The sequence below is a fragment of the Lachnoclostridium sp. An138 genome (assembly GCF_002160765.1).
In the GTDB taxonomy this organism is placed as follows: domain Bacteria; phylum Bacillota; class Clostridia; order Lachnospirales; family Lachnospiraceae; genus Laedolimicola; species Laedolimicola faecalis.
In genome coordinates, this window is the sequence record NZ_NFLF01000017.1 from 32,509 (window position 1) to 51,370 (window position 18,862).

Sequence of the window (18,862 nt, forward strand, 5' to 3'; positions counted from 1 at the left end):
ATCAGCCATTCAATCTTAACGAAAATTTAAACTTTTTTTACGAAAGTCAAGGGGCCGTTGCAAAATAGATGAGTAATCATCTATGGAGCAATGGCTCCATTTTTATGCTTGAAAACAGAAAACGGACCCCGAAGAGTCCGTAATCCATGGTATAATTAGATATGCCTACTAACCAAAAATACCATAAAAATTATACCGAATTCGGCGAGCCTTATCAACTGGTTTTGCCATTAAATTTGGAAGGTTTGGTTCCTGATGATGATTCTGTCCGACTGCTGAGCCACGAATTGGAGGAATTAGATTACAGCTTGCTGTATCAGGCTTACTCTGCCAAAGGCAGAAATCCGGCAGTAGACCCTAAGGCCATGTTCAAGATCCTGACCTATGCTTATTCCCAGAACATTTATTCATCCAGAAAAATCGAAACGGCATGCAGACGAGATATCAACTTTATGTGGCTGCTTGCCGGGCAGAAAGCACCTGACCACAGCACGATCGCACGTTTCCGTACCGGATTCCTGGCGGATGCCTGTGAAGCTCTCTTCTATCAAATGGTAAAGAGACTGAAAAATGCGGGCGAGCTGTCGAAGGAAACCGTTTTTATTGATGGAACAAAACTGGAGGCCTGTGCAAACAAATATACTTTCGTCTGGAAAAAATCTGTAGGGAAATGGGAAACAAAAATGTTCCAGAAGATACAGGAGGCAGTTTTGCTTTTGAATCAGGAATACATACAAAGTTTTCAGGTAACTGAAGCCACAAGGACACAGGATCTTCAGGAGATCTGCCGATTTTTGGAACAGATCTGCGAAGAACAGCATACTGTTTTTGTCCATGGCAGAGGAAAGCGCAAAAGTCGTAACCAGAAATATCTGGAACTGTTCCGGCGTTTTCTGGAACGTCAGACAATCTACGACTGGCACACCGCCAGTTTTCAGGGGCGGAATAATTACTGCAAGACCGATCCGGATGCCACATTCATGCACATGAAGGATGACCATATGCGCAACGCCCAGTTGAAACCGGGATATAACGTACAGATTGCAGTGGACAGTGAATACATTGTGGCAGTGGACATTTTCCAGGACCGTAATGATGTCTGGACTCTTGTTCCGTTCTTGAAAAGAATGGAAGAAAATCTTGGATTCCGTTATCCCAGTGTAACGGCAGATTCGGGATATGAAAGCGAAGAAGGTTACAGCTATCTGAGGGAGCAGAAACAAAAGCCCTATATCAAACCACAGACGTATGAGAAATGGAAAAAGAGGAGTTTTAAAAAGGATATCAGTAAACGGGAAAACATGGGTTATGATGAAGGAACAGATACCTATACCTGCCATGCCGGGAAGAAACTGCAGCCGATCTTCCTGAAAAAGCAGACAAGTAAGAGCGGGTATGAATCGGAAGTAACCGTCTACGAATGTGAAGATTGTATCGGATGTCCTTATAAAGAGAAATGTACGAAAGCAAAAGGGAATAAACGACTGTACGTCTCTAAAAGTTTTTTAGAGAAACGCCAGGAATCCTATGAAAATATCCTAAGCGAGACAGGGATTCTATATCGGATGAACCGTTCGATCCAAGTGGAAGGAGCATTCGGAGTCCTGAAAAACGATTACGAATTTCAAAGATTTTTACTCCGTGGGAAAACCAAAGTAAAACTGGAGATTCTTTTACTTAGTATGGGGTATAATCTCAATAAACTTCACGCGAAAATACAGAATGACCGAACAGGAAAACATTTATTTCCTGTGAAAAAACTTGCTTAAAAATAGAAAAAACAAATATCTTTATTAAAGTACGCCAAAAAACGGAAGTAAGCCACAGTACAGGTGAGATTACTTCCGTTTTCCCTTTAGATTAAGCGAGGGAGTCACTCTATCATCTAATTTGATAATTTTGCGACACTCTCCAAACTGGCCGCGGGAATAGAGCCGGACCCGGAGTATCAATGGAAACGGTCTCCCAGACCCGGCCTGGTCATTTCACATTTTTTCGCTGCTTCAGAGACAGAAATTAAAGAAAGATCTCCAGGATGACTCCTACTGCTGCCGAAATCACATACAGCAGAGCCAGAATTGCCACATTTTCTTTCACGGGATGGTTGGTCTTAAAAAGGACAGCCAGCCCCACGCCGGCTCCGGCACAGAGCCCGGCCATAGCGGACGCAAAGCTCAATCCCCCCGCCAGGTAAAGCTCTGTAATCAATATAGAAGAAGCGCAGTTGGGAATCAGTCCCAGGAGAGCTGTCAGAAGGGGCTGGAACCAGGTGTCCCGTCCCAAAGCAGCAGTCAGCGTATCTGTTCCTATCCATTCCAGCAGAAGATTCAGCACAAGGGTAAAGACCAGAATATAGACTGTCAGCCGCAGCGTGTGGCGGAGAGCCGGCTTCAGAATGCCGCCGTGGCCGCTGCAGCCGCAGCTTCTGCATAAATCTTCAATGTGTTTTTCTTCCTTTTTCTTTCTCAGAATCAGGTCTGTCAAATAGCCAAACAGAATTCCTATGAGCACCTTTCCTATCAAAAGCTGCGCAATGACTCCCCCGCTTCCCGGATTTCCCAGCAGAATCAGCACCGCTTCATCCGAAGTGGAAAGGAAGACAGCCAGCAGAGTTCCCAGAGTAATGACGCCTCCGGAATACAGGTTGGCCGCCGCCACGGAAAAACCACACTGGGGAACGCAGCCGAAAAGGGCTCCCACTACAGGCCCCGCCTTTCCCACTTTTCCGAGTATACGGTTCATATAGTTATTCGAATAATGCTCCAGCGCTTCCAGTGCCAGAAAGGCCGCCAGCAAAAAGGGTACCATTCTAATCGTATCCAGAAACGCATGTTCCAGCGCATGCAGTATCATAACTTCATCTCACTTTCTGTTCTAACAGGCTAACAGAATACCACATTCCTGCCTGACGCGCAAGAGAAAGAAAAATCTTTGTTAAAAATTTAATAATATCCATTGCATTATTATAGTAATATGTTATAATGGCCTCAGATGAAGGACAGGGTTTCTAACCTTCATCTCTCCCGCTTAAGCTGGAGAAAGTTTTTGGAAAATAAATAATAGCGAAGTAGGATTTTATGCGTCAAGTGTTCGCTGGCTGGGGAGTTGCCGCGAAACGAAAAGCAGAGCATGAGAGCTTGGTCTTACGATATAATATCCGCACCCGTTGCTGCAGATGAGTACATCTCATGTGTGGAGGAGATCGGGCTGGGACAGTCTCGATATTATTTATTTTACCTGACACACTTACAGGAGGTGTATTTTTTATGCAGTTATTTTCAAAAGACGCTTTTGCGTTCCGGGAACAGTTTCAAAATTTGAAGAAGGTACAGAGCATCTGTCTCTGCGGCCTTTTTGTGGCGGCTTACGTGGCTCTCTCCTTCTTCAGCATCAAAATGACCGAATTTCTTGAATTCCGTTTTGCCTTTCTGGCTCTGGCCGCGGCAGCCGCCTGCGGCGGCCCTGTTATGGGTATGGCAGCAGGACTTACGGGCGATGTCATCAGCTTTTTCGCAGCTCCCCAGACAGGTCCCTTTTTCCCTGGCTTTACCATCAGCTACGCGATTCTCGGTTTTCTGTTCGGCCTGATTCTTTACCGGGCAAAGATTACTCCCCTGCGCGCTTTCGCAGCGGGCCTGGCAGAGTTTATCATTGCCTGCACGCTTAATACCATGTGGCTTCATTTTATGTACGGCATGGAATGGGAGTATCTCTTCACCATCCGCCTGATTAAGAACACGGTTTCTCTGGGCGTAAATTCTGTGCTGCTCTTTGTCTTCATGAAGGCCTTTTCACGGATTATCCTGACCGTCTCGCCGGCTCTCAAGGCATCCCGGCAGTAGAAAAACTGCCGGCATCCCCCCTGAAAGCTGAACGAACCCAGACAGTTCCAAGCATAACTGCCGTCAGGCACATACTTATTTATTATACCAGACAAAGGGTTGTCGGGAGATAGATAACCTTAAACAGGAGCAGGCGTGGCTTACACGAGTCACGTCTGCTCCTAAATTTACCTCCTAAATTTAGCTCCTAAAAAGAGATTTTCTGAGTTTTTATAAAGGAAATATCTGATTATCCTCCATGGAAGCTTCTCCGAACGGCGTTTCAACGGACCTGTGCTCTTCTGCCGGACAGACCTCCCGAAGCCTCTCCTCTGCCGCATGCACATGATCCAGATACATTCTCCTGATACCCGGATACTCTCCAAGCCCCTGCATCCTGCAGACTACCTCATAGCCTTCCTTTTCAAACTGGCTTCTCCAGGAATCCTCATCCTCACCGGACATATCATGAATCGCATGGTCGCCGGCCACCACCATAAAGGGCGCCAGTATCAGTCTTCTGGGTCCCAGCGCGCGGATCTGCTTTTTCAGGGATTCCATGGACGGATAAGCTTCCACTGTTCCCAGGAATACTCTGGAATATCCCAAATCCTTAAACGTATAATCCAGGGCCGCATAGATGGAATTGGCATAGTGCGTGGTTCCATGTCCCATCAGTACCAGCGCCTCGTCTTCCTTCAAGTCCGGAAACTCTTCCATCACCGCATGAATCACTGCCTCATTGTCTTCCTGGGAGGTCAGCAGCGGATCACCGAAGGCCACGCTTTCAAAAGCGTCCCGCCTCCCCAGCACATCCTCCTTCATCAGATCGTTTTCCACTCCGTTGATCACATGGGTCGGCTGCACAATCAACTCGGTAATTCCATCCTCGATCATCTGTTCCACAGCCTCGGAAACCGTGAAAACCCGAATCTGATCACGGCGCAGCAGCTTGGCAATAATCAGCTTGCTGGTCCAGGCCCGGTAAATCCGGTAATCCGGATAAGCTTCTTCGATATCTTTCTCTATTCTGTCAATGGTTTTCTCTCTGGTCCGGTGAAAGCTTGTACCAAAGCTCACCACCAGAATCGCCTTTTTGGAATCCTTCATTGCTCCTGTCTCCTTGCTATTGCCTTTCTTTTATCCGCTCTTTTTATACTTCTTCTGTCCGGCTTCTGGTCTGTCTTTCCATGCCTCTTCCTTTTCTCATCCCCGTTCGGTGGGGTTCAGGCTGCCAGAGCTTTCAGTGTAGAGATGGAAATATCACCCACCACAGCCAGGTCCTCTGCCTGGTACGCATAGGGGAAGTTGTCCTCAAAGAGGATCTGAGAGGATGGCGGGAACTCCTCGTCTCCGGCCCAGAGAATGAAGCGCACATGAAGACCATTGATGAATTCAAATTCATAGGAAACATCGCCCAGGCTCAGCTTCTTCACGCCTGGTATTTTTTCCATGCCTTCCGCAAATTTGTCCAGCTTGAAACCGAAGCCAAATTTCAGCCTCATCAGGCAGCGTCCCTCAAACTGGCGGAAATATACTTCGCCCCAGGGCACTTCCCGGTAGGTCAGGTATTTGCCGCTGCTCTTTACCACCTGGGCTGAAATTAGAAAGCGCAGCACAATTATCTTCGCCGGAACCATGTCCAGCAGAAGAAAAGCGCCCTCCTCATTCTCGTCTTCCTTGTGCACCGCAAATTCCGGAAAATCTACCAGATAGCGGAAGCCCATCAGCCGGATATGAAACTGCTGCTTCTCCTCGTCATACTCTACACCGCAGCGCTCGGCCGCTTCCTTCGGATCGATATTCCGATATTCGCTCAGATAGTGCTCCAGGGGAATCCGTTCTTTATTGTCCTTTTCATAAGGGAAATCCATATTTTCATCTCTCTTTCCTGAGACCTTCTCAGGATTTTCTTCCCGACACAGTCTCATGCTTTATGACAGCATGCCGGCCGGGACATATAGCTCCGGCCGGTATGCGTATCTGCTCATTTATGTTTCTGCTCTAATTTCTGTCTCTATTTTCCGCCGCCGTTTCCTGTCTCTGTCTATTTCTGAGTCACTGACGGAAACAGGCTGCTGTCCGTATGAGGCAGGAAGCAGCAGGCCACGAACTCATCCATGTATCCAGGCTCCGTGGAAAGCTCCAGATAAGTCATGTTCTGGGCCAGCTCATAGACCTTGCGCTCTGCTTTTGTGGAAAGCAGCATGGCATAGGCGCCGGACAGGGAGGAATTGCCGATATAGTGATAATACTCGATGGGAATATCCGGGAACATGCCGATATTGATAGCATTCTGCATGTTGATGCCGCTTCCGATTCCTCCGGCCACATATACCTGCTCGATCATGCTGATGTCGAAATCCAGACTCTTCAGCATCGTGCGGACCGCAGAGAAAATCGCTCCCTTGGCACGGATAAAATTGTCAATATCCACCTCGGTGATCTCTACATCCTTTGTGCCCTCTGCCTCTTCTTCAAAGGCCAGCACATAGCTTCCCATACCGTAGGCGTCGTGCTTGATTCTCTTTCCTTCCCGGATAAATTTTCCCTTGGGGCTGATCATGCCGCAGCGGAACAGCTCCGCAATTACGTCAATGATACCGGAACCGCACAGGCCTACCGGTTTCTGTCCCTCGTCTCCGATGATCTGGAACGTGGGTTCCATGGTCTCCTTGTCAATCGTACATGCCTCGATGGCGCCGTCTGTGGCGCGCATGCCGCAGCTGATATCGCCTCCTTCGAAGGCAGGTCCTGCGGAGCAGGCGCAGCTCATCATGAAATCAGAGTTTCCGAATACCAGCTCGCCGTTGGTTCCCAGATCGATGAACAGTGAGAAGTGGGGCTGGTTCCACAGCATGCTGACCAGTGTGCCCGCCGTGATATCTCCTCCCACATAGCTTCCGATATTGGGCGCCATGATAATATGTGCGTCCGGATGTACGTTCAGATGGATATCCGACGCATAGAAGGAATTCGTCTTAAAGAAGGCCGGAATATACGGCTCCATCCGCAGCGGGTCCGCGTTGATCCCCATCAGCAGGTGATTCATCGTGGCGTTGCCCGCCACTGCCAGACGGAAAATATGGCGGGGACTGATTCCTGCCGCCCGGCACATCTGCTGAATCAGCGGATTCAGCGTCTCAGAAACGATAGCGTCCTGCAGCCGCTTTTGTCCGCCGGGCTTCGTGGATTCGATAATACGGTTGATAACATCCGCTCCATAACGAATCTGTCCGTTTCCAGTGGAAGCCTTGGCCAGGATCTTTCCGTTGGTCATATCGACTATGACAGCCGCCACTGAGGTGGTTCCGATATCGACCGCCAGGCCTCCCACAATCAGATTCTCATTGCTTCCTGATACTTCATAGACAAAGACATGGCTCTTACTCTGGCTGATCACACACTGCACATCAAAATCGCTGCTTCTAAGCACATCCGGCAGACGGCGCAGCACAGAATAAGGCACCCGTACGTGCTCAATCCCCGTCTCTTTCTGAAGGGCCCGGATCAGCCGTTCGATATCCGGCATTGTATCGTCCAGACTTGGCGGATTCATTTTTACGGATACAATCCTGAGATTGTTCTTCATCGGAAGTCCCGCTTCCTCCACCTTCTCTTTGGACTCATCAAAGATTCTTACTTCTTCCGGGGAGCTCAAATCAGCCACCTTCATGCGGCTTCTGTAGGCAGACGCAATATCCGGAACCATAATCTCCACGTCTCCCGCCACATGGCTGCAGCAGGCCAGGCGCCATCCCTCCGCGTATTCCTCATCGCTGATATGGCGGGTCTGTCTGGAATCCAGTTTTCCGCTTAAAAGCTTCACCCTGCACTTTCCGCAGGAACCGTTTCCGGAACAGGGCGCGTCAATCACCACATTCGATTTGCGCGCAGTCTCCAGAAGATTCTCTCCTGCCATAGTGGAGACCATCACCTTTTCCCCGTTTTCAAATTGAAATGTCACATTTGCCATCTGTCTGCTTCCTCCCGTTCTTCCCGCCGCTGTCGTTTTCCTGCCGGTTTCATCTTCCTGCGGCTGTTTTTCCAAAGCGGTGCGGAATGCCCCGCTCCCGCCTGAGTTCTCCCTTTATTTCCGCGGCAGTGAGCCAAGCGGACGCGGCCCAGGCCGACGTTATGATTATAGCACATCGAAGCGCTTCCGTCTATTCCCAAGTCTTCTGTTTTTCAATTTGCGGCCACTGTCCGCTTCTGCCCCTCCTGGCGTACCTTTTCACCTGTTCAGCCGTTCCAGCCCGCGATCCGCACCAGTTCCTGCTCCGCGTACACATAGGCGGACACGGGAAAGTCTCTGTAATTTCCGGTATTGGAGCAGATAAGGTAATCCACAGTACCGCTGCTTTCATCCTGCACCACCTGGGTAATGATGACCGCATGATGATAGTTCCCGGCCGTGGACATCAGAATCACATCTCCGATGTCCCCCGAATTCCAGGGAACGTCTGTCTGCGCGCAAAGTCCGTAACCGCTGTTGTTCATGACATAATCCCGGAAGGAATCCACTCCTGTCCACGCAGGAGCCCTGCTGGAATCGGAATACCAGTACCATTGCGCATCTCCCGACTGGTCCATCGGTATACCGGAGGCATACAGGCACTGGGACACGTAGTTCATACAGTTTCCTCCTGCGCCGTCATAGACGCCCCACTGGGGATTCCGCTCTCCGGCCCATTCTCTGGCGTAAGCCGCCGCGGCTTCCCTGTCGTAAGCATGATCGGCTGCCGCTGCACCGGTTCTGCCGTCCGCCGCCGCTTCCCGGCTCTCTATCTGTTCCCGTGCATTCTGAATTCTTTCCTCAGCCATAGCCGCGAACTCCCCGGCAGAGGTTCCTCCCGTACTTCTTCCCGTTGCGGAATTTTTCCAGCGGATAAAAGAAAAATAGGCGGAATCATAGGCTGCATGATGTGTCAGGCGCCACTGTCCATCCGTTTCCTTTATCACAAAAGAATGCCAGACGCCGGTGACCTGGCTGTTCGTATCCGGCGTATGCGAAAAACGCATATCCGCGTATTCCACAGCTTCTATCTGAACACAGCCATCTGCCTGCTCCTCTATATTCTGCACTTCCAGCTCATAGTCATAAGAAAGAAACCTCAGATCCAGTCCGGATGCCTGGCGGATTCCCAGGATCATCTCAAAGACGGCGCGGTGCATCTCTTCCTGGGTGCTGTTGTCCGTCACTGCGGTCCAGGAAGTTCCGTCCACCTGCGCGCGGAACCGGGCATGTTCCTCATCCTCGGTAAACAGGCCGCTCAAATCCTGAAGCTGAAGGTATGCCATGCTCTGATAATAAGCGTCCATGAAAGCCAGAACCGGCTCCTGCTGCTCTGCCGTAAGGACCGCCGCTCCTGACAGCGTATCTCCTGCCGAGATGCTCCCGCTTCCCTGGACTGTCCAGGAATTTCCGCCCGTCTCAGCCTGTTCCTCATCGGAGTTTTCCGTTTTCTGTTCCTCTGCTCCCTGCACAGCCCCTTCTGCTACATCCTGTCCGGCTGTGCCCGCCTCTTCCTGTACATCTGCTTCTTTCTGAGGGGAAGGCAGTGTCTGCGGACTTTCGCCCCTGCCGCAGCCCACAAGAACCGCGAATAAAAGAGCAAAAAGAACTGCCAATTCTCTTCTGTAAATTCTGTTCACTTCGTTCGTCTCCTTTCCTGCCATTATACTATACAAGTCAAATGCCGTTTCGTCCAATACCCGCTCTCTATGAACGTCTATAGCCGATTCGCATGGACTGCGCCCTGACGTCTGCCGCCTTTCCATTTTCTCTTTTCATTTTCCGAATTTCTGATATACTTAAATCCGTGGCGTCAATACGGCTCTTTCGTGTGTCGTATGTCTGTCAGAAGCTGCACAGGATGAACAACCGTGCCTGCGCGGCTCTGCAATCATTCCAGCAACATAAGGAGTGCTGTTTTTATGGAACGGATCTTAGTAGTGGAAGACGACCTGGCCCTGAACGCCGGTCTTTGTTTTGAACTGGATACAGGCGGCTATTCCTCTGCCGCTGCCTATACCTGCGCTAAAGCCCGCTATCTTGTGCGGGAGGAGCGCTTTTCCCTGGTCCTTCTGGACGTAAACCTGCCGGACGGGAACGGCTTTGACCTGTGCCGGGAAATCAAGAAGCTCCGCCCGGAGCTTCCGGTCATCTTTCTGACGGCCAATGATCTGGAGGAAGACGTGCTCTCCGGCTTTGACATGGGCGCTGAGGACTATGTAACCAAGCCCTTCAACATGAAAATCCTGCTGCGGCGGATAGAAGTGGCGCTGCGGCGAGGAAAGGAGAAGCCCTCTGTTCCGGCAGACCGCTGGAGCGACGGCTTTCTGCTTCTCGATTTTTCTTCTCTCACCGCAGTCCGCGGCGGAGAAAAGCTGGCCATCACCCCCAACGAATACAAGCTTCTGAAGACGCTGACGGAGAATTCCGGGCGGATTCTCACCCGCCAGCTTCTTTTGGAGCGTCTCTGGGACAGCGGCGGAAATTTCATCGATGATCATACCCTCACCGTGACCATGAACCGGCTGCGGGCCAAAATCGAAGACGATGACCATCCCTACATTAAGACAGTCCGGGGCATGGGCTATATCTGGACAGGAGGAACTACATGAGAAAGCATAAAAACATAAAATTTCTGCGTTTTTCCATCCTTCTTCTCATGCTTCTGCTCATCGCTCTCCTGCTCTGGCTTCTGTGGAAATTCGTCCCCAGAGCCTCCGTCCGCTTTTGTCTGCTTGCGGTCTGCGCCGGAATTCTTGCAGCCGCAGGGCTGCTGAACTGGTATCAGCGCCTTCAGATCTCCTCCTTTGCGGGCGAGATCTGCGAGACCCTGGACGCGCTTATGTCCGGCCGCCAGCCGGAGGATTATCACCCTTACGAAGATTCCCTGACCTCCCGGGTCCAGGGTAAGCTTCTGCAATATTACGACATTATGAACGAGGGAAAGCTCCAGAGCCAGAAGGACAAAGAGACTATTCAGGGACTGGTCAGCGATATCTCCCATCAGGTGAAGACACCTGTGGCAAACCTGCGTCTCTATGCGGGAATTCTGAAAAATCCCGCGCTTCCCGCGGAAAAGCGGAACGAATTTCTGGGAACCATGAGCGGTCAGATCGACAAGCTGGATTTTCTTTTGCAGTCCCTGATCAAAATGTCCCGCCTGGAAACCGGAACCTTTGCCCTTCATATAACGGAAGCGCCCTTAAAGGATACCATTGCCGCCGCCATGAGTACCGTCTGGGCCAGGGCGGAAGAAAAGGGCATCGCGCTTCTGGCAGACTGCGACAGCGGGATTACCGTGCAGCACGATCCCAAATGGACTGCGGAGGCTCTTGGCAACATTCTGGACAACGCCGTCAAATATACGCCCGGCGGCGGAAGCGTCGCCATTACCGTGCGCCCCTGGCAGTTCTACACCCGCATTGACATTACGGACACGGGCACAGGGATTCCCGAGGAACATTACAACGATATCTTCCAGCGCTTTTACCGCGGGCAGGAAGCCGCCGCCCAGGAGGGCGTAGGCCTGGGACTTTATCTGGCAAACGGCATTGTGACGCGCCAGAAGGGCTATATCAGCGTAAAATCCAGGGTGGGGAAAGGTACGGTTTTTTCAGTATATTTGCTGAGCTGACAGACGCATAATACAGACATTATAAAACTTACCGGGAGAATTGTTATGGATATCATCACCGCACATCAGCTGAAAAAATATTATGGAAAGGGAGAAAATCAGATAAAGGCCCTGGACGGCATCGATCTTGCCATCGAAAAGGGGAAATTCACCGCCATCATCGGCGCTTCCGGCTCCGGGAAAACCACCCTGCTCAATATGCTTGGGGGACTGGACACTCCGGACGAAGGAGAAGTCATCGTGGACGGCGTAAGCCTGGCCGGACTGAAGGAAAAAGAACTGGCTGTCTTCCGCCGCGGCAAGGTGGGCTTCGTCTACCAGAATTTCAATCTGATTCCCACGCTTACGGTAAAGGAAAACATGTTATTTCCCTTAAGCCTGGCGGGAAGCACGCCGGACCCCGTCTTTTTTCAGGAGATTCTCACGCTTCTGCATCTGGAAGACCGGCAGAACGCTTACCCGAATCAGCTCTCGGGAGGCGGCCAGCAGCGCGTGGCGATTGCCCGTGCCCTGATCGCCAAGCCATCCGTCATTCTGGCGGACGAGCCCACCGGAAACCTGGACAGTAAAAGCAGCCAGAACGTGCTGGGTCTTCTGAAGCTTTCTGTGGAAACCTGGAAACAGACTCTCGTCATGATCACCCACAACCTGGAGATCGCCCAGATGGCCGACCGGGTCATCCGGATCGAAGACGGCAGAATCCGTGCGTAAGGAGGTCTTTCCATGCTTGTAAACAACAATCTGAACATCTGCGGGAGACTGGTCCGCCGGGACTTCCGTTTCCACCGCGTGAAAAATCTGATCCTGATCCTGGCCTGCGCCCTGGTCACCGGACTTTATTCCTTTGTCTTTCTGCTGGCCGGCTCCATAGAAGGAGCCTATCTTCTGAACTACCAGTATACCTACGGCTCCACCAGCCATATCCTCTATACAGGGCTGACGGAGCACCAGGCAGACATTCTTTCCCGGGACGCCGCCATAAGGTCCTCTGTCCGCCTGAGCTCCGTGGGACAGCTTACGGATGCCGTCATCGGACAGCGGCAGGTACAGCTGGCGGTCACTGACCGGGATTACGCGGAAACCGTTCTGTCCATTCCCACCTCCGGCCGCCTGCCGGAACAGAAAGGAGAAATCGCTCTGGACGAATTTACGATGGATTCTCTGGGGATTCTCCGTGAAGAAGGCGCTCCGGTGGAGCTTTCCTGGACAGATCCGGAAGGGAGCTCCCACACCAGCTTCTTCACTCTCTGCGGCTGGTGGGCCAGCCCCACAAATTTCTCAGAGGCCTGCGCCTGGATTACGGAGGAAACCGCCCGGGACCTCTACCCGGAGTATGACGCAGAGACTGCCCGGAATACCACTCTTGGCGTCACCCTTTACCAGCCCCGGAATCTGGAAGCGCAGGCGGAACAGCTTCTGGCCAGTCAGGGAATCGCAGGCGCCGGCTGCACAACCAATCTGGCTTTCAACAGCGCCCGGATGGAACAGGCCCAGAGCAATGCCATGCCCTACTACTATCCGGCGATCCTTGTGCTGATCTGCGGCTTTCTGATGATCTACGGCATTGTCCATATCGCTTCCGGCCAGGACGGCCTGTTTTTTGCCGAGGTCAAAGCCCTCGGCATGACGCCCCGGCAGATCCGCGTCTTTCTGGCGGAGAAGGCCTGTGCTGTCTCCCTGCTGGGAGTCCTCCCCGGTTTTCTCATTGGTTTTCTGCTTCATCTGGCAGTCACAAGCCGGATCGTCTCCGGCATGGAAGAGAATCCGGCCCTTTACTTTCTCTCCTGGGGACCCTTTTTCGCAGGAGCAGTTCTTTCCCTTGGCACGACACTGCTCTCTTATCTTCTGCCGGCCAGACGCCTGTCCCGCATGACGCCCGCCGGGCTTCTGCGGTCTCTGGACGAAATGCCTGTTCCCGGCAGAAAAAGCGCTTCCGGCAGCGGAAGAATCCGCCTTCCCGGCCTTGCCTTCCGCGCCCTTCTGCGGGACCGCTTTAAGATGCTGCTCTCTGCGGTGACGCTGCTCCTGGCCCTTTTCCTTCTGACCTCCGTATGGATACAGTATATCAGCCTGAAAGTAGACCTCTACCTGGAGGCCATGTCCCCCTGGGACTACACCATTGCCGACGGATCGGCCTATCTTTCCGTACAGCAGTACAACCAGAACAACCATTCCATCACCGATGAAACCATTGAGGAGCTCCGCTCCCGTCCGGAAGTCCTCCACGTGAGCGCGCTGAAAACCCGGGAGCTTTCCCTGACCGCGTCTGAAGAACTGCGGCAGCGCCTTATCAGCTATTACAACGCCTCCGAGGAAGAGGGCGGCCCCGCCCGCCGGGAAATGATGGAGGGACAGCCCCTTTGGATCGAGGGACTGGAGCGCCTGGAAGAAACCGGAGAATATATGGGCGTCGCAGTTTCTCTCGAGGGAGAATACTTGGACTACATTCTGGAAAATGTATCCTTTACCAGCGGCTCCTTTGACGCAGATGCCTTCGCGTCCGGAAATGTGGTGCTCACAGCCGGAGCAAATGCCGCCGGCCTCTCGTCGGAAGCCGCCGGGGAAACTGTCACGCTGGCCGGAGAGACCTTTGAAGTCCTGGGCTCCATCGCCGACAGCGGAATGATCTTAAGCGGCTCCAACAGTCCTGAGGCTTCCTTCTGTATCTATTATTATATGGCCCCCGCCGCCTTTGACCGGCTGTTTCCGGACCAGGGTGTACGTCAGGCCGCTGTCAGCATCGATCATGGCCGCCAGGAGGCGTTTGAGGCTTATCTTGACGCCTATGAACAGGGACTGAACCGTGGCGTAGGAATCACCCGCCGCAGCGAATATCAGGAAAATTTCGCCGCCGGCCGGCTGAATACGGTCCTTCCCACTCTGATTGTAAGCGTGGCTCTGCTGGGCATCGCTCTGCTGAACTTTACCAATATGCTGATTATCAAAGCCGTAAATCGGCGGCGTGAATTTGCCGTCTATGAAAGCCTGGGAATGACACATTCCCAGCTTCAGACGCTTCTTCTTCTGGAAGGTGTCTTCCACGCGACGCTGATGTTTCTTGCCACCGGACCGCTGACCTTCCTCTTCGCGCGGTTTGTCATGCCGTCCGTCATAGAAAGGATTGGCTCCTGGTGCATGGTCTACACCTTTTCCGTAACGCCCCTCGCGCTTACTTTGGCAGGCGTGCTGGTCCTGTCCGCCGCAGTCCCCCTTGGCTGCCTGCATTTCATCTCCAGGGGAAGCATTACGGAGCGGCTGAGAACTGCAGAATAAAGAATCAGAAGGAATATGCCCTGAAAAGGAGGCAGTGAGAAGAAGCTATGTTTTCTTATGACGAAATTCAAAAATACAACGAAACAGATATGCTTATCTACCGGTATATCATTTCAAATGCTGAAAAAGTTCCCTATATGACCATACGTGAGCTTGCAGGCGAAATACATACTTCTCCCGGAGCAATTCTGCGGTTCTGTTCCAAAAACAGCTTCCAGGGATACGCCGAACTGAAGGAAGCCCTGAGGCGGCAGAACCAGACTCTGCAGAGAAGTCTGCCCTCATCCGATCTGCAGGAGCTTTCCGCCTTTTTTGAGCGTACCAATTGCAGTGCCTTTGAGGAAAAGCTGGCACCGGCTGTCAGCATCATCCGGCAGGCGGAACCAGTGCTTTTTGCGGGCAAAGGCTCTTCCGGCACCCTGGCGAGATACGGAGCAAGATATTTTTCCAATCTGGGGAAATTTTCCGTAGGTCTGGAAGATACCTGTTATCCCGTTGAGACATACTGCTGTCAGAACGCGGCTGCCATCATTCTTTCAGAAAGCGGAGAGACAGGGGAGGTCATAGAACTGGCGCGGCATCTCCAGCAAAAGGGATCTTCTGTGTTAAGCATCACCAACTCTTCTCTGTCCACACTGGCCAGAATGTCGGACTGGAATTTTTCCTATCACTTTGCACACCAGCGCATCAACGGAAACTATAACGCTACCACTCAGGTGCCGGTATTATTTGTGCTGGAGGCCCTGGGCCGGAGGACCTGTCTGCAGGACCCACGCAGCTGATACAGAGCGGAATGCCGCGGATAAATCGAAACAGCCTGTTGCTTGCACTGCAACAGGTTTTTTCTTATACTGAAACAAACTCATTTCAGGAGGTGTAAGCTTGACAGAACTGGAAAAATGCATGGCCGGGGAATACTACGACTGCCACAACGAGGTTTTTTTGTCCTTAAAGGCGGAAGCCAGGAAACTGCTGAAAGAATACAATGCCCTGCAGTATGAGCAGAAGGAAGAAAAGAGAAAAATTCTTGACCGTCTGTTCTATGAGGCCGGTACAAACGTTTCGGTAGCCCAGCCTTTTCTCTGCGATTACGGATACAATATCCATATCGGAAACAATGTGTCCATTAACATGAACTGCACCTTTGTGGACTGCAATAAAATCGAAATCGGAAACAATGTTCTGATCGCTTCCAATGTACAGCTTTACACGGCGGCGCATCCTGTAGAACTGTCGGAAAGGCTGACTCCGGACTGGAACCCCGAGTCAGAGGAATATTTCTGCCGCACCTACGCCCTGCCCATTCGAATCGGAAACGGCTGCTGGCTGGGCGGCGGCGTCATCGTGCTTCCCGGCGTAACCATCGGGGACGGCTCTGTCATCGGCGCAGGAAGCGTCGTGACAAGGGATATCCCCGCAAACTCTCTGGCTGTGGGAAATCCCTGCCGGATCATCCGAAGCATCAATCTGCCTGCGGGAAGCTGAAAATCCCACAGGCATCCCAAACACACTCTGACCGGTCTGCGTGCCGGAAAGTCCAGGCGCTACAGCTCTCCGATTGTCTCCGTCACAGAAAGCTTCCGTATCCGCCCTGCCGGAGCCCAGACTGCCAGAACCGCCGCAAGAATCACAGCCAGCAGTATCACCAGAAGAGAGTTCACCGGCAGCTCCCAGACAGCGTAGGCAAAATGGGCGGCGATGAGAACGTCAAAAAGCCATTTGCTGATGAAAAGTCCTGCCGCGCACCCGGCGGCACAGCCGGACAGCGCATAGGTAAAGGCTTCCGCAGCTATCATTTTCGTGATCTGCCGCCCGTCCATTCCGACCGCCCGCATGGCGCCGTACTGTTTTGTCCTGGCGGACACGCTCATGGAAATGCCGTTTACAATATTCAACACAGTAACCAGCGTAATAACAAACAGAAAACCATACACGCAGGCTGCAAACGCCCGATAGGTGCCGGAGGTATTCTGATCACGCCTGTCAGAAAAAACGCAGTCCTCTCCGGCTGCGGCTCGGATCGCCTCCACATCCTCCTCCGTCACATTTCCTGTGGTCTGTACTGAGATCAAAGAATACCCGGTGATTCCAGTAAGCCGGATAAAGGTCTCTCCGGACATAATCAGAGTAACCTCCCCATGGGTCAGTCCGTCGCTGCTGAAAGGATCGTACTTCAAAAGTCCCGCTATTTCAAGCTCTTCCGCTCCAATCTTCACCTTGTCCCCGATCCGAAGAAGACTGTCCGCATCTGAAGTCGCAAGCACATAACCGCTGTCCCCATAGACCTTCGAGATGTCGCTGCCCTTTTTCAGCATATTGTCCTTTTTCAGGCAGTCCAGACCAAAATCATCATAGGAAATCAGATCTGCGGCGCCGGAGCTTTCTGCCGCACCAAAGCCTTCTGCCGCTCCGCTTATTTCCACCGGAACCTGAAAGCTGGTTCTGCGCCCGTACACCCGCTTCACGCCCTCCATGCCGCTGAGCGTATCCAGGAGCCCGCTGTCTACCGTGTCCGCGCCTCCGCTGCCCGATATATCAATGTCAGAAGCGTCGGAATACTGGGGCATCAGGTATCCTACAAAATCCACCAGAACCGAAAAGCTTAAGAACATCATAATGCTCAGGGCGAAGGAGCCGGTCATCAGGATCAGATTTTTCTTCGCGGACACTGCATGATGAATCCCCAGAGCCGTCTCCACCCGGAACAGGCAAAGCTTTGCGCCATGGCGCAGGGCGCCGGTTCCTTTTTCGTTTCCGGAAACTGCTTCCACCGGGGACACCCGCGCCGCCCGCTTCGCAGGCGCCCGCGCGGCAAGCAGCACAGCGGCGATTCCCGTTACGGAGCCGATTACAATTCCTGTAATACTGATTCCGAATACCGGAATTTCTGAAAACTGTCCCCCTACGAGAAAACGCAGAACTGCGCAGAGAAGCCAGGCTGCCATAATTCCGAGCGCCACGCCCGCAGGCACAGCTGTCTTACACCAGTTCAGGGCCTCCAGCCTGACAAATCGGATAATCTGCTGTCTGCTCATGCCGATACAGCGCATCATGCCGAAAAATTTTGTTCTCTGTGCTACCGTGCTGTTGATGCTGCCTGAGATCATCAGAACGCCAGCAATCAGAATCAAAAGCGTCAGTACCGCGGCAATGGGGTAGAGGGTCTGGGCCATGGTGCTGCCGGCCAGATTTTCGAGCTCCTGGCTTCCGTGCTTCTCCAGAAGCCTGTCCGCTTCAATCCGTACGCCCAGCTCCGCCATGCTGAACACCGCCGTCACCAGAAAGACGGCAAATACAATACAGAGAATCGTCATGCGGTTCTGCCGCCTGTGGACCTTTGCGGAAATAGGAATCAGACCAAGATAGCTTTTCATTCGAAGCCACCTTCTTTCCCATATCCAGTCTGTCTGTCATTTGCGGACAGTCTCCGGACATCCCCTGCCCGTCCGAAATCTGTTACCACCCCGTCCGACACCTGCAGAATCCTGTCCGCCGTCTGGGCAATGCGCCGGTTGTGGGTAATCATGATAATCGTCTGCTCATATTTTCTTGAAGTCTCCTTCAGGAGAGCCATGACCTCGCTGCTGTTCTGCGTATCCAGGTTTCCCGTGGGCTCGTCCGCAAGAATCAGCGAAGGACGCGTCATAAGCGCGCGCCCGATGGCCGCGCGCTGCTGCTGGCCGCCGGAGAGCTGGCCCGGCAGATGATGGCGGCGTTCCTTCAGATTCAGCACGGAAAGAAGCTCCTCCAGATACCTTTTGTCGGGCTTCTGATAATCCAGCAGCACCGGGAAAATCATGTTCTGCTCCACCGTAAGCTCCGGAATCAGATTAAAGCTCTGGAAGATAAACCCGATATTTCTGCGGCGGAAAATAGTCAGCCGCTTTTCCTTCATGGCAAAAATATCCTTTCCGTCTATGAACACTTTCCCGGATGTGGGCGTATCCAGCGCCCCGATCATATTCAGAAGCGTCGTTTTTCCGGAGCCGGATTCTCCGACGATCGCCACAAATTCTCCCTTGGGAACCGTAAAACTGGCTTTCTTCAGGGCCTGCACGGCAGCCTCTCCGCTGCCATAGGTCTTGGAAACTGCTTTTACTTTCAATAAATCCATTGCTG

General features: G+C 52.3%; 15 protein-coding genes and 1 riboswitch. Of the genes, 8 read left to right on the forward strand and 7 right to left on the reverse strand.

Features of this window, described 5'->3' with window-relative positions:
- Positions 1–161 precede the first annotated feature (161 nt).
- Positions 162–1,769: an IS1182 family transposase gene (locus tag B5E82_RS13425; protein WP_087308073.1), complete on the forward strand. Its 1,608-nt coding sequence runs from the start codon at positions 162–164 to the stop codon at positions 1,767–1,769.
- 247 nt (positions 1,770–2,016) lie between these two features.
- Here B5E82_RS13425 and B5E82_RS13430 read toward each other — a convergent pair whose 3' ends face one another.
- On the reverse strand, positions 2,017–2,853 hold the full coding sequence (locus B5E82_RS13430) for a putative manganese transporter (protein ID WP_087308074.1): 837 nt from the start codon (positions 2,851–2,853) through the stop codon (positions 2,017–2,019).
- Positions 2,854–3,061: 208 nt separating this feature from the next.
- Positions 3,062–3,171, forward strand: a riboswitch (THF riboswitch).
- Between the two features lie 95 nt (positions 3,172–3,266).
- Here B5E82_RS13430 and B5E82_RS13435 point away from each other — a divergent pair.
- Complete coding sequence (locus tag B5E82_RS13435; protein ID WP_162610780.1) at positions 3,267–3,842, forward strand: folate family ECF transporter S component; 576 nt, start codon at positions 3,267–3,269, stop codon at positions 3,840–3,842.
- Positions 3,843–4,052: 210 nt separating this feature from the next.
- Here the strand turns inward: B5E82_RS13435 and B5E82_RS13440 are convergent, their stop codons facing one another.
- From B5E82_RS13440 to B5E82_RS13455, 4 genes are all read right to left on the reverse strand, one after another.
- Positions 4,053–4,931, reverse strand: coding sequence for a sirohydrochlorin cobaltochelatase (locus tag B5E82_RS13440; protein WP_087308076.1), 879 nt, complete (start codon positions 4,929–4,931; stop codon positions 4,053–4,055).
- Positions 4,932–5,047: 116 nt separating this feature from the next.
- Positions 5,048–5,695: a DUF3786 domain-containing protein gene (locus B5E82_RS13445; protein ID WP_087308101.1), complete on the reverse strand. Its 648-nt coding sequence runs from the start codon at positions 5,693–5,695 to the stop codon at positions 5,048–5,050.
- 173 nt (positions 5,696–5,868) lie between these two features.
- Positions 5,869–7,797: a corrinoid activation/regeneration protein AcsV gene (gene acsV / locus B5E82_RS13450; RefSeq protein ID WP_087164056.1), complete on the reverse strand. Its 1,929-nt coding sequence runs from the start codon at positions 7,795–7,797 to the stop codon at positions 5,869–5,871.
- 266 nt (positions 7,798–8,063) lie between these two features.
- Positions 8,064–9,476: an amidase domain-containing protein gene (locus B5E82_RS13455; RefSeq protein WP_162610781.1), complete on the reverse strand. Its 1,413-nt coding sequence runs from the start codon at positions 9,474–9,476 to the stop codon at positions 8,064–8,066.
- A 282-nt stretch (positions 9,477–9,758) separates the two neighbouring features.
- Between B5E82_RS13455 and B5E82_RS13460 the strand changes: the two genes are divergently transcribed.
- The 6 genes from B5E82_RS13460 (at position 9,759) to B5E82_RS13485 (ending at position 16,228) form a co-directional block, all read left to right on the forward strand.
- The gene (locus B5E82_RS13460; RefSeq protein WP_087308078.1) at positions 9,759–10,448 is read left to right on the forward strand and encodes a response regulator transcription factor; all 690 of its coding nucleotides are present in this window, start codon (positions 9,759–9,761) and stop codon (positions 10,446–10,448) included.
- Positions 10,445–11,470 (forward strand): sensor histidine kinase, encoded by a 1,026-nt coding sequence (locus B5E82_RS13465; RefSeq protein ID WP_087308079.1) that lies wholly within the window; start codon positions 10,445–10,447, stop codon positions 11,468–11,470. Before B5E82_RS13460 ends, B5E82_RS13465 begins: the two co-directional genes overlap by 4 nt.
- Positions 11,471–11,515: 45 nt before the next feature.
- On the forward strand, positions 11,516–12,181 hold the full coding sequence (locus B5E82_RS13470; RefSeq protein ID WP_087308080.1) for an ABC transporter ATP-binding protein: 666 nt from the start codon (positions 11,516–11,518) through the stop codon (positions 12,179–12,181).
- Between the two features lie 12 nt (positions 12,182–12,193).
- Positions 12,194–14,743, forward strand: coding sequence for an ABC transporter permease (locus B5E82_RS13475; protein WP_087308081.1), 2,550 nt, complete (start codon positions 12,194–12,196; stop codon positions 14,741–14,743).
- 47 nt (positions 14,744–14,790) lie between these two features.
- Complete coding sequence (locus B5E82_RS13480; protein WP_087308082.1) at positions 14,791–15,525, forward strand: MurR/RpiR family transcriptional regulator; 735 nt, start codon at positions 14,791–14,793, stop codon at positions 15,523–15,525.
- 100 nt (positions 15,526–15,625) lie between these two features.
- The gene (locus tag B5E82_RS13485; RefSeq protein ID WP_087308083.1) at positions 15,626–16,228 is read left to right on the forward strand and encodes a sugar O-acetyltransferase; all 603 of its coding nucleotides are present in this window, start codon (positions 15,626–15,628) and stop codon (positions 16,226–16,228) included.
- A gap of 59 nt (positions 16,229–16,287) precedes the next feature.
- Here the strand turns inward: B5E82_RS13485 and B5E82_RS13490 are convergent, their stop codons facing one another.
- Positions 16,288–18,117: an ABC transporter permease gene (locus B5E82_RS13490; RefSeq protein WP_087308084.1), complete on the reverse strand. Its 1,830-nt coding sequence runs from the start codon at positions 18,115–18,117 to the stop codon at positions 16,288–16,290.
- Positions 18,114–18,857 (reverse strand): ABC transporter ATP-binding protein, encoded by a 744-nt coding sequence (locus tag B5E82_RS13495; RefSeq protein ID WP_087308085.1) that lies wholly within the window; start codon positions 18,855–18,857, stop codon positions 18,114–18,116. Before B5E82_RS13495 ends, B5E82_RS13490 begins: the two co-directional genes overlap by 4 nt.
- Positions 18,858–18,862: the final 5 nt, after the last annotated feature.

What these genes read in the sequence shown, in the direction of transcription:
- B5E82_RS13425 (WP_087308073.1), top strand. Translation starts at nt 162, where the DNA reads ATGCCTACTAACCAAAAATACCATAAAAATTATACCGAATTCGGCGAG.
- B5E82_RS13430 (WP_087308074.1), bottom strand. Translation starts at nt 2,853, where the DNA reads ATGATACTGCATGCGCTGGAACATGCGTTTCTGGATACGATTAGAATG.
- B5E82_RS13435 (WP_162610780.1), top strand. Translation starts at nt 3,267, where the DNA reads ATGCAGTTATTTTCAAAAGACGCTTTTGCGTTCCGGGAACAGTTTCAA.
- B5E82_RS13440 (WP_087308076.1), bottom strand. Translation starts at nt 4,931, where the DNA reads ATGAAGGATTCCAAAAAGGCGATTCTGGTGGTGAGCTTTGGTACAAGC.
- B5E82_RS13445 (WP_087308101.1), bottom strand. Translation starts at nt 5,695, where the DNA reads ATGGATTTCCCTTATGAAAAGGACAATAAAGAACGGATTCCCCTGGAG.
- acsV (WP_087164056.1), bottom strand. Translation starts at nt 7,797, where the DNA reads ATGGCAAATGTGACATTTCAATTTGAAAACGGGGAAAAGGTGATGGTC.
- B5E82_RS13460 (WP_087308078.1), top strand. Translation starts at nt 9,759, where the DNA reads ATGGAACGGATCTTAGTAGTGGAAGACGACCTGGCCCTGAACGCCGGT.
- B5E82_RS13465 (WP_087308079.1), top strand. Translation starts at nt 10,445, where the DNA reads ATGAGAAAGCATAAAAACATAAAATTTCTGCGTTTTTCCATCCTTCTT.
- B5E82_RS13470 (WP_087308080.1), top strand. Translation starts at nt 11,516, where the DNA reads ATGGATATCATCACCGCACATCAGCTGAAAAAATATTATGGAAAGGGA.
- B5E82_RS13475 (WP_087308081.1), top strand. Translation starts at nt 12,194, where the DNA reads ATGCTTGTAAACAACAATCTGAACATCTGCGGGAGACTGGTCCGCCGG.
- B5E82_RS13480 (WP_087308082.1), top strand. Translation starts at nt 14,791, where the DNA reads ATGTTTTCTTATGACGAAATTCAAAAATACAACGAAACAGATATGCTT.
- B5E82_RS13490 (WP_087308084.1), bottom strand. Translation starts at nt 18,117, where the DNA reads ATGAAAAGCTATCTTGGTCTGATTCCTATTTCCGCAAAGGTCCACAGG.
- B5E82_RS13495 (WP_087308085.1), bottom strand. Translation starts at nt 18,857, where the DNA reads ATGGATTTATTGAAAGTAAAAGCAGTTTCCAAGACCTATGGCAGCGGA.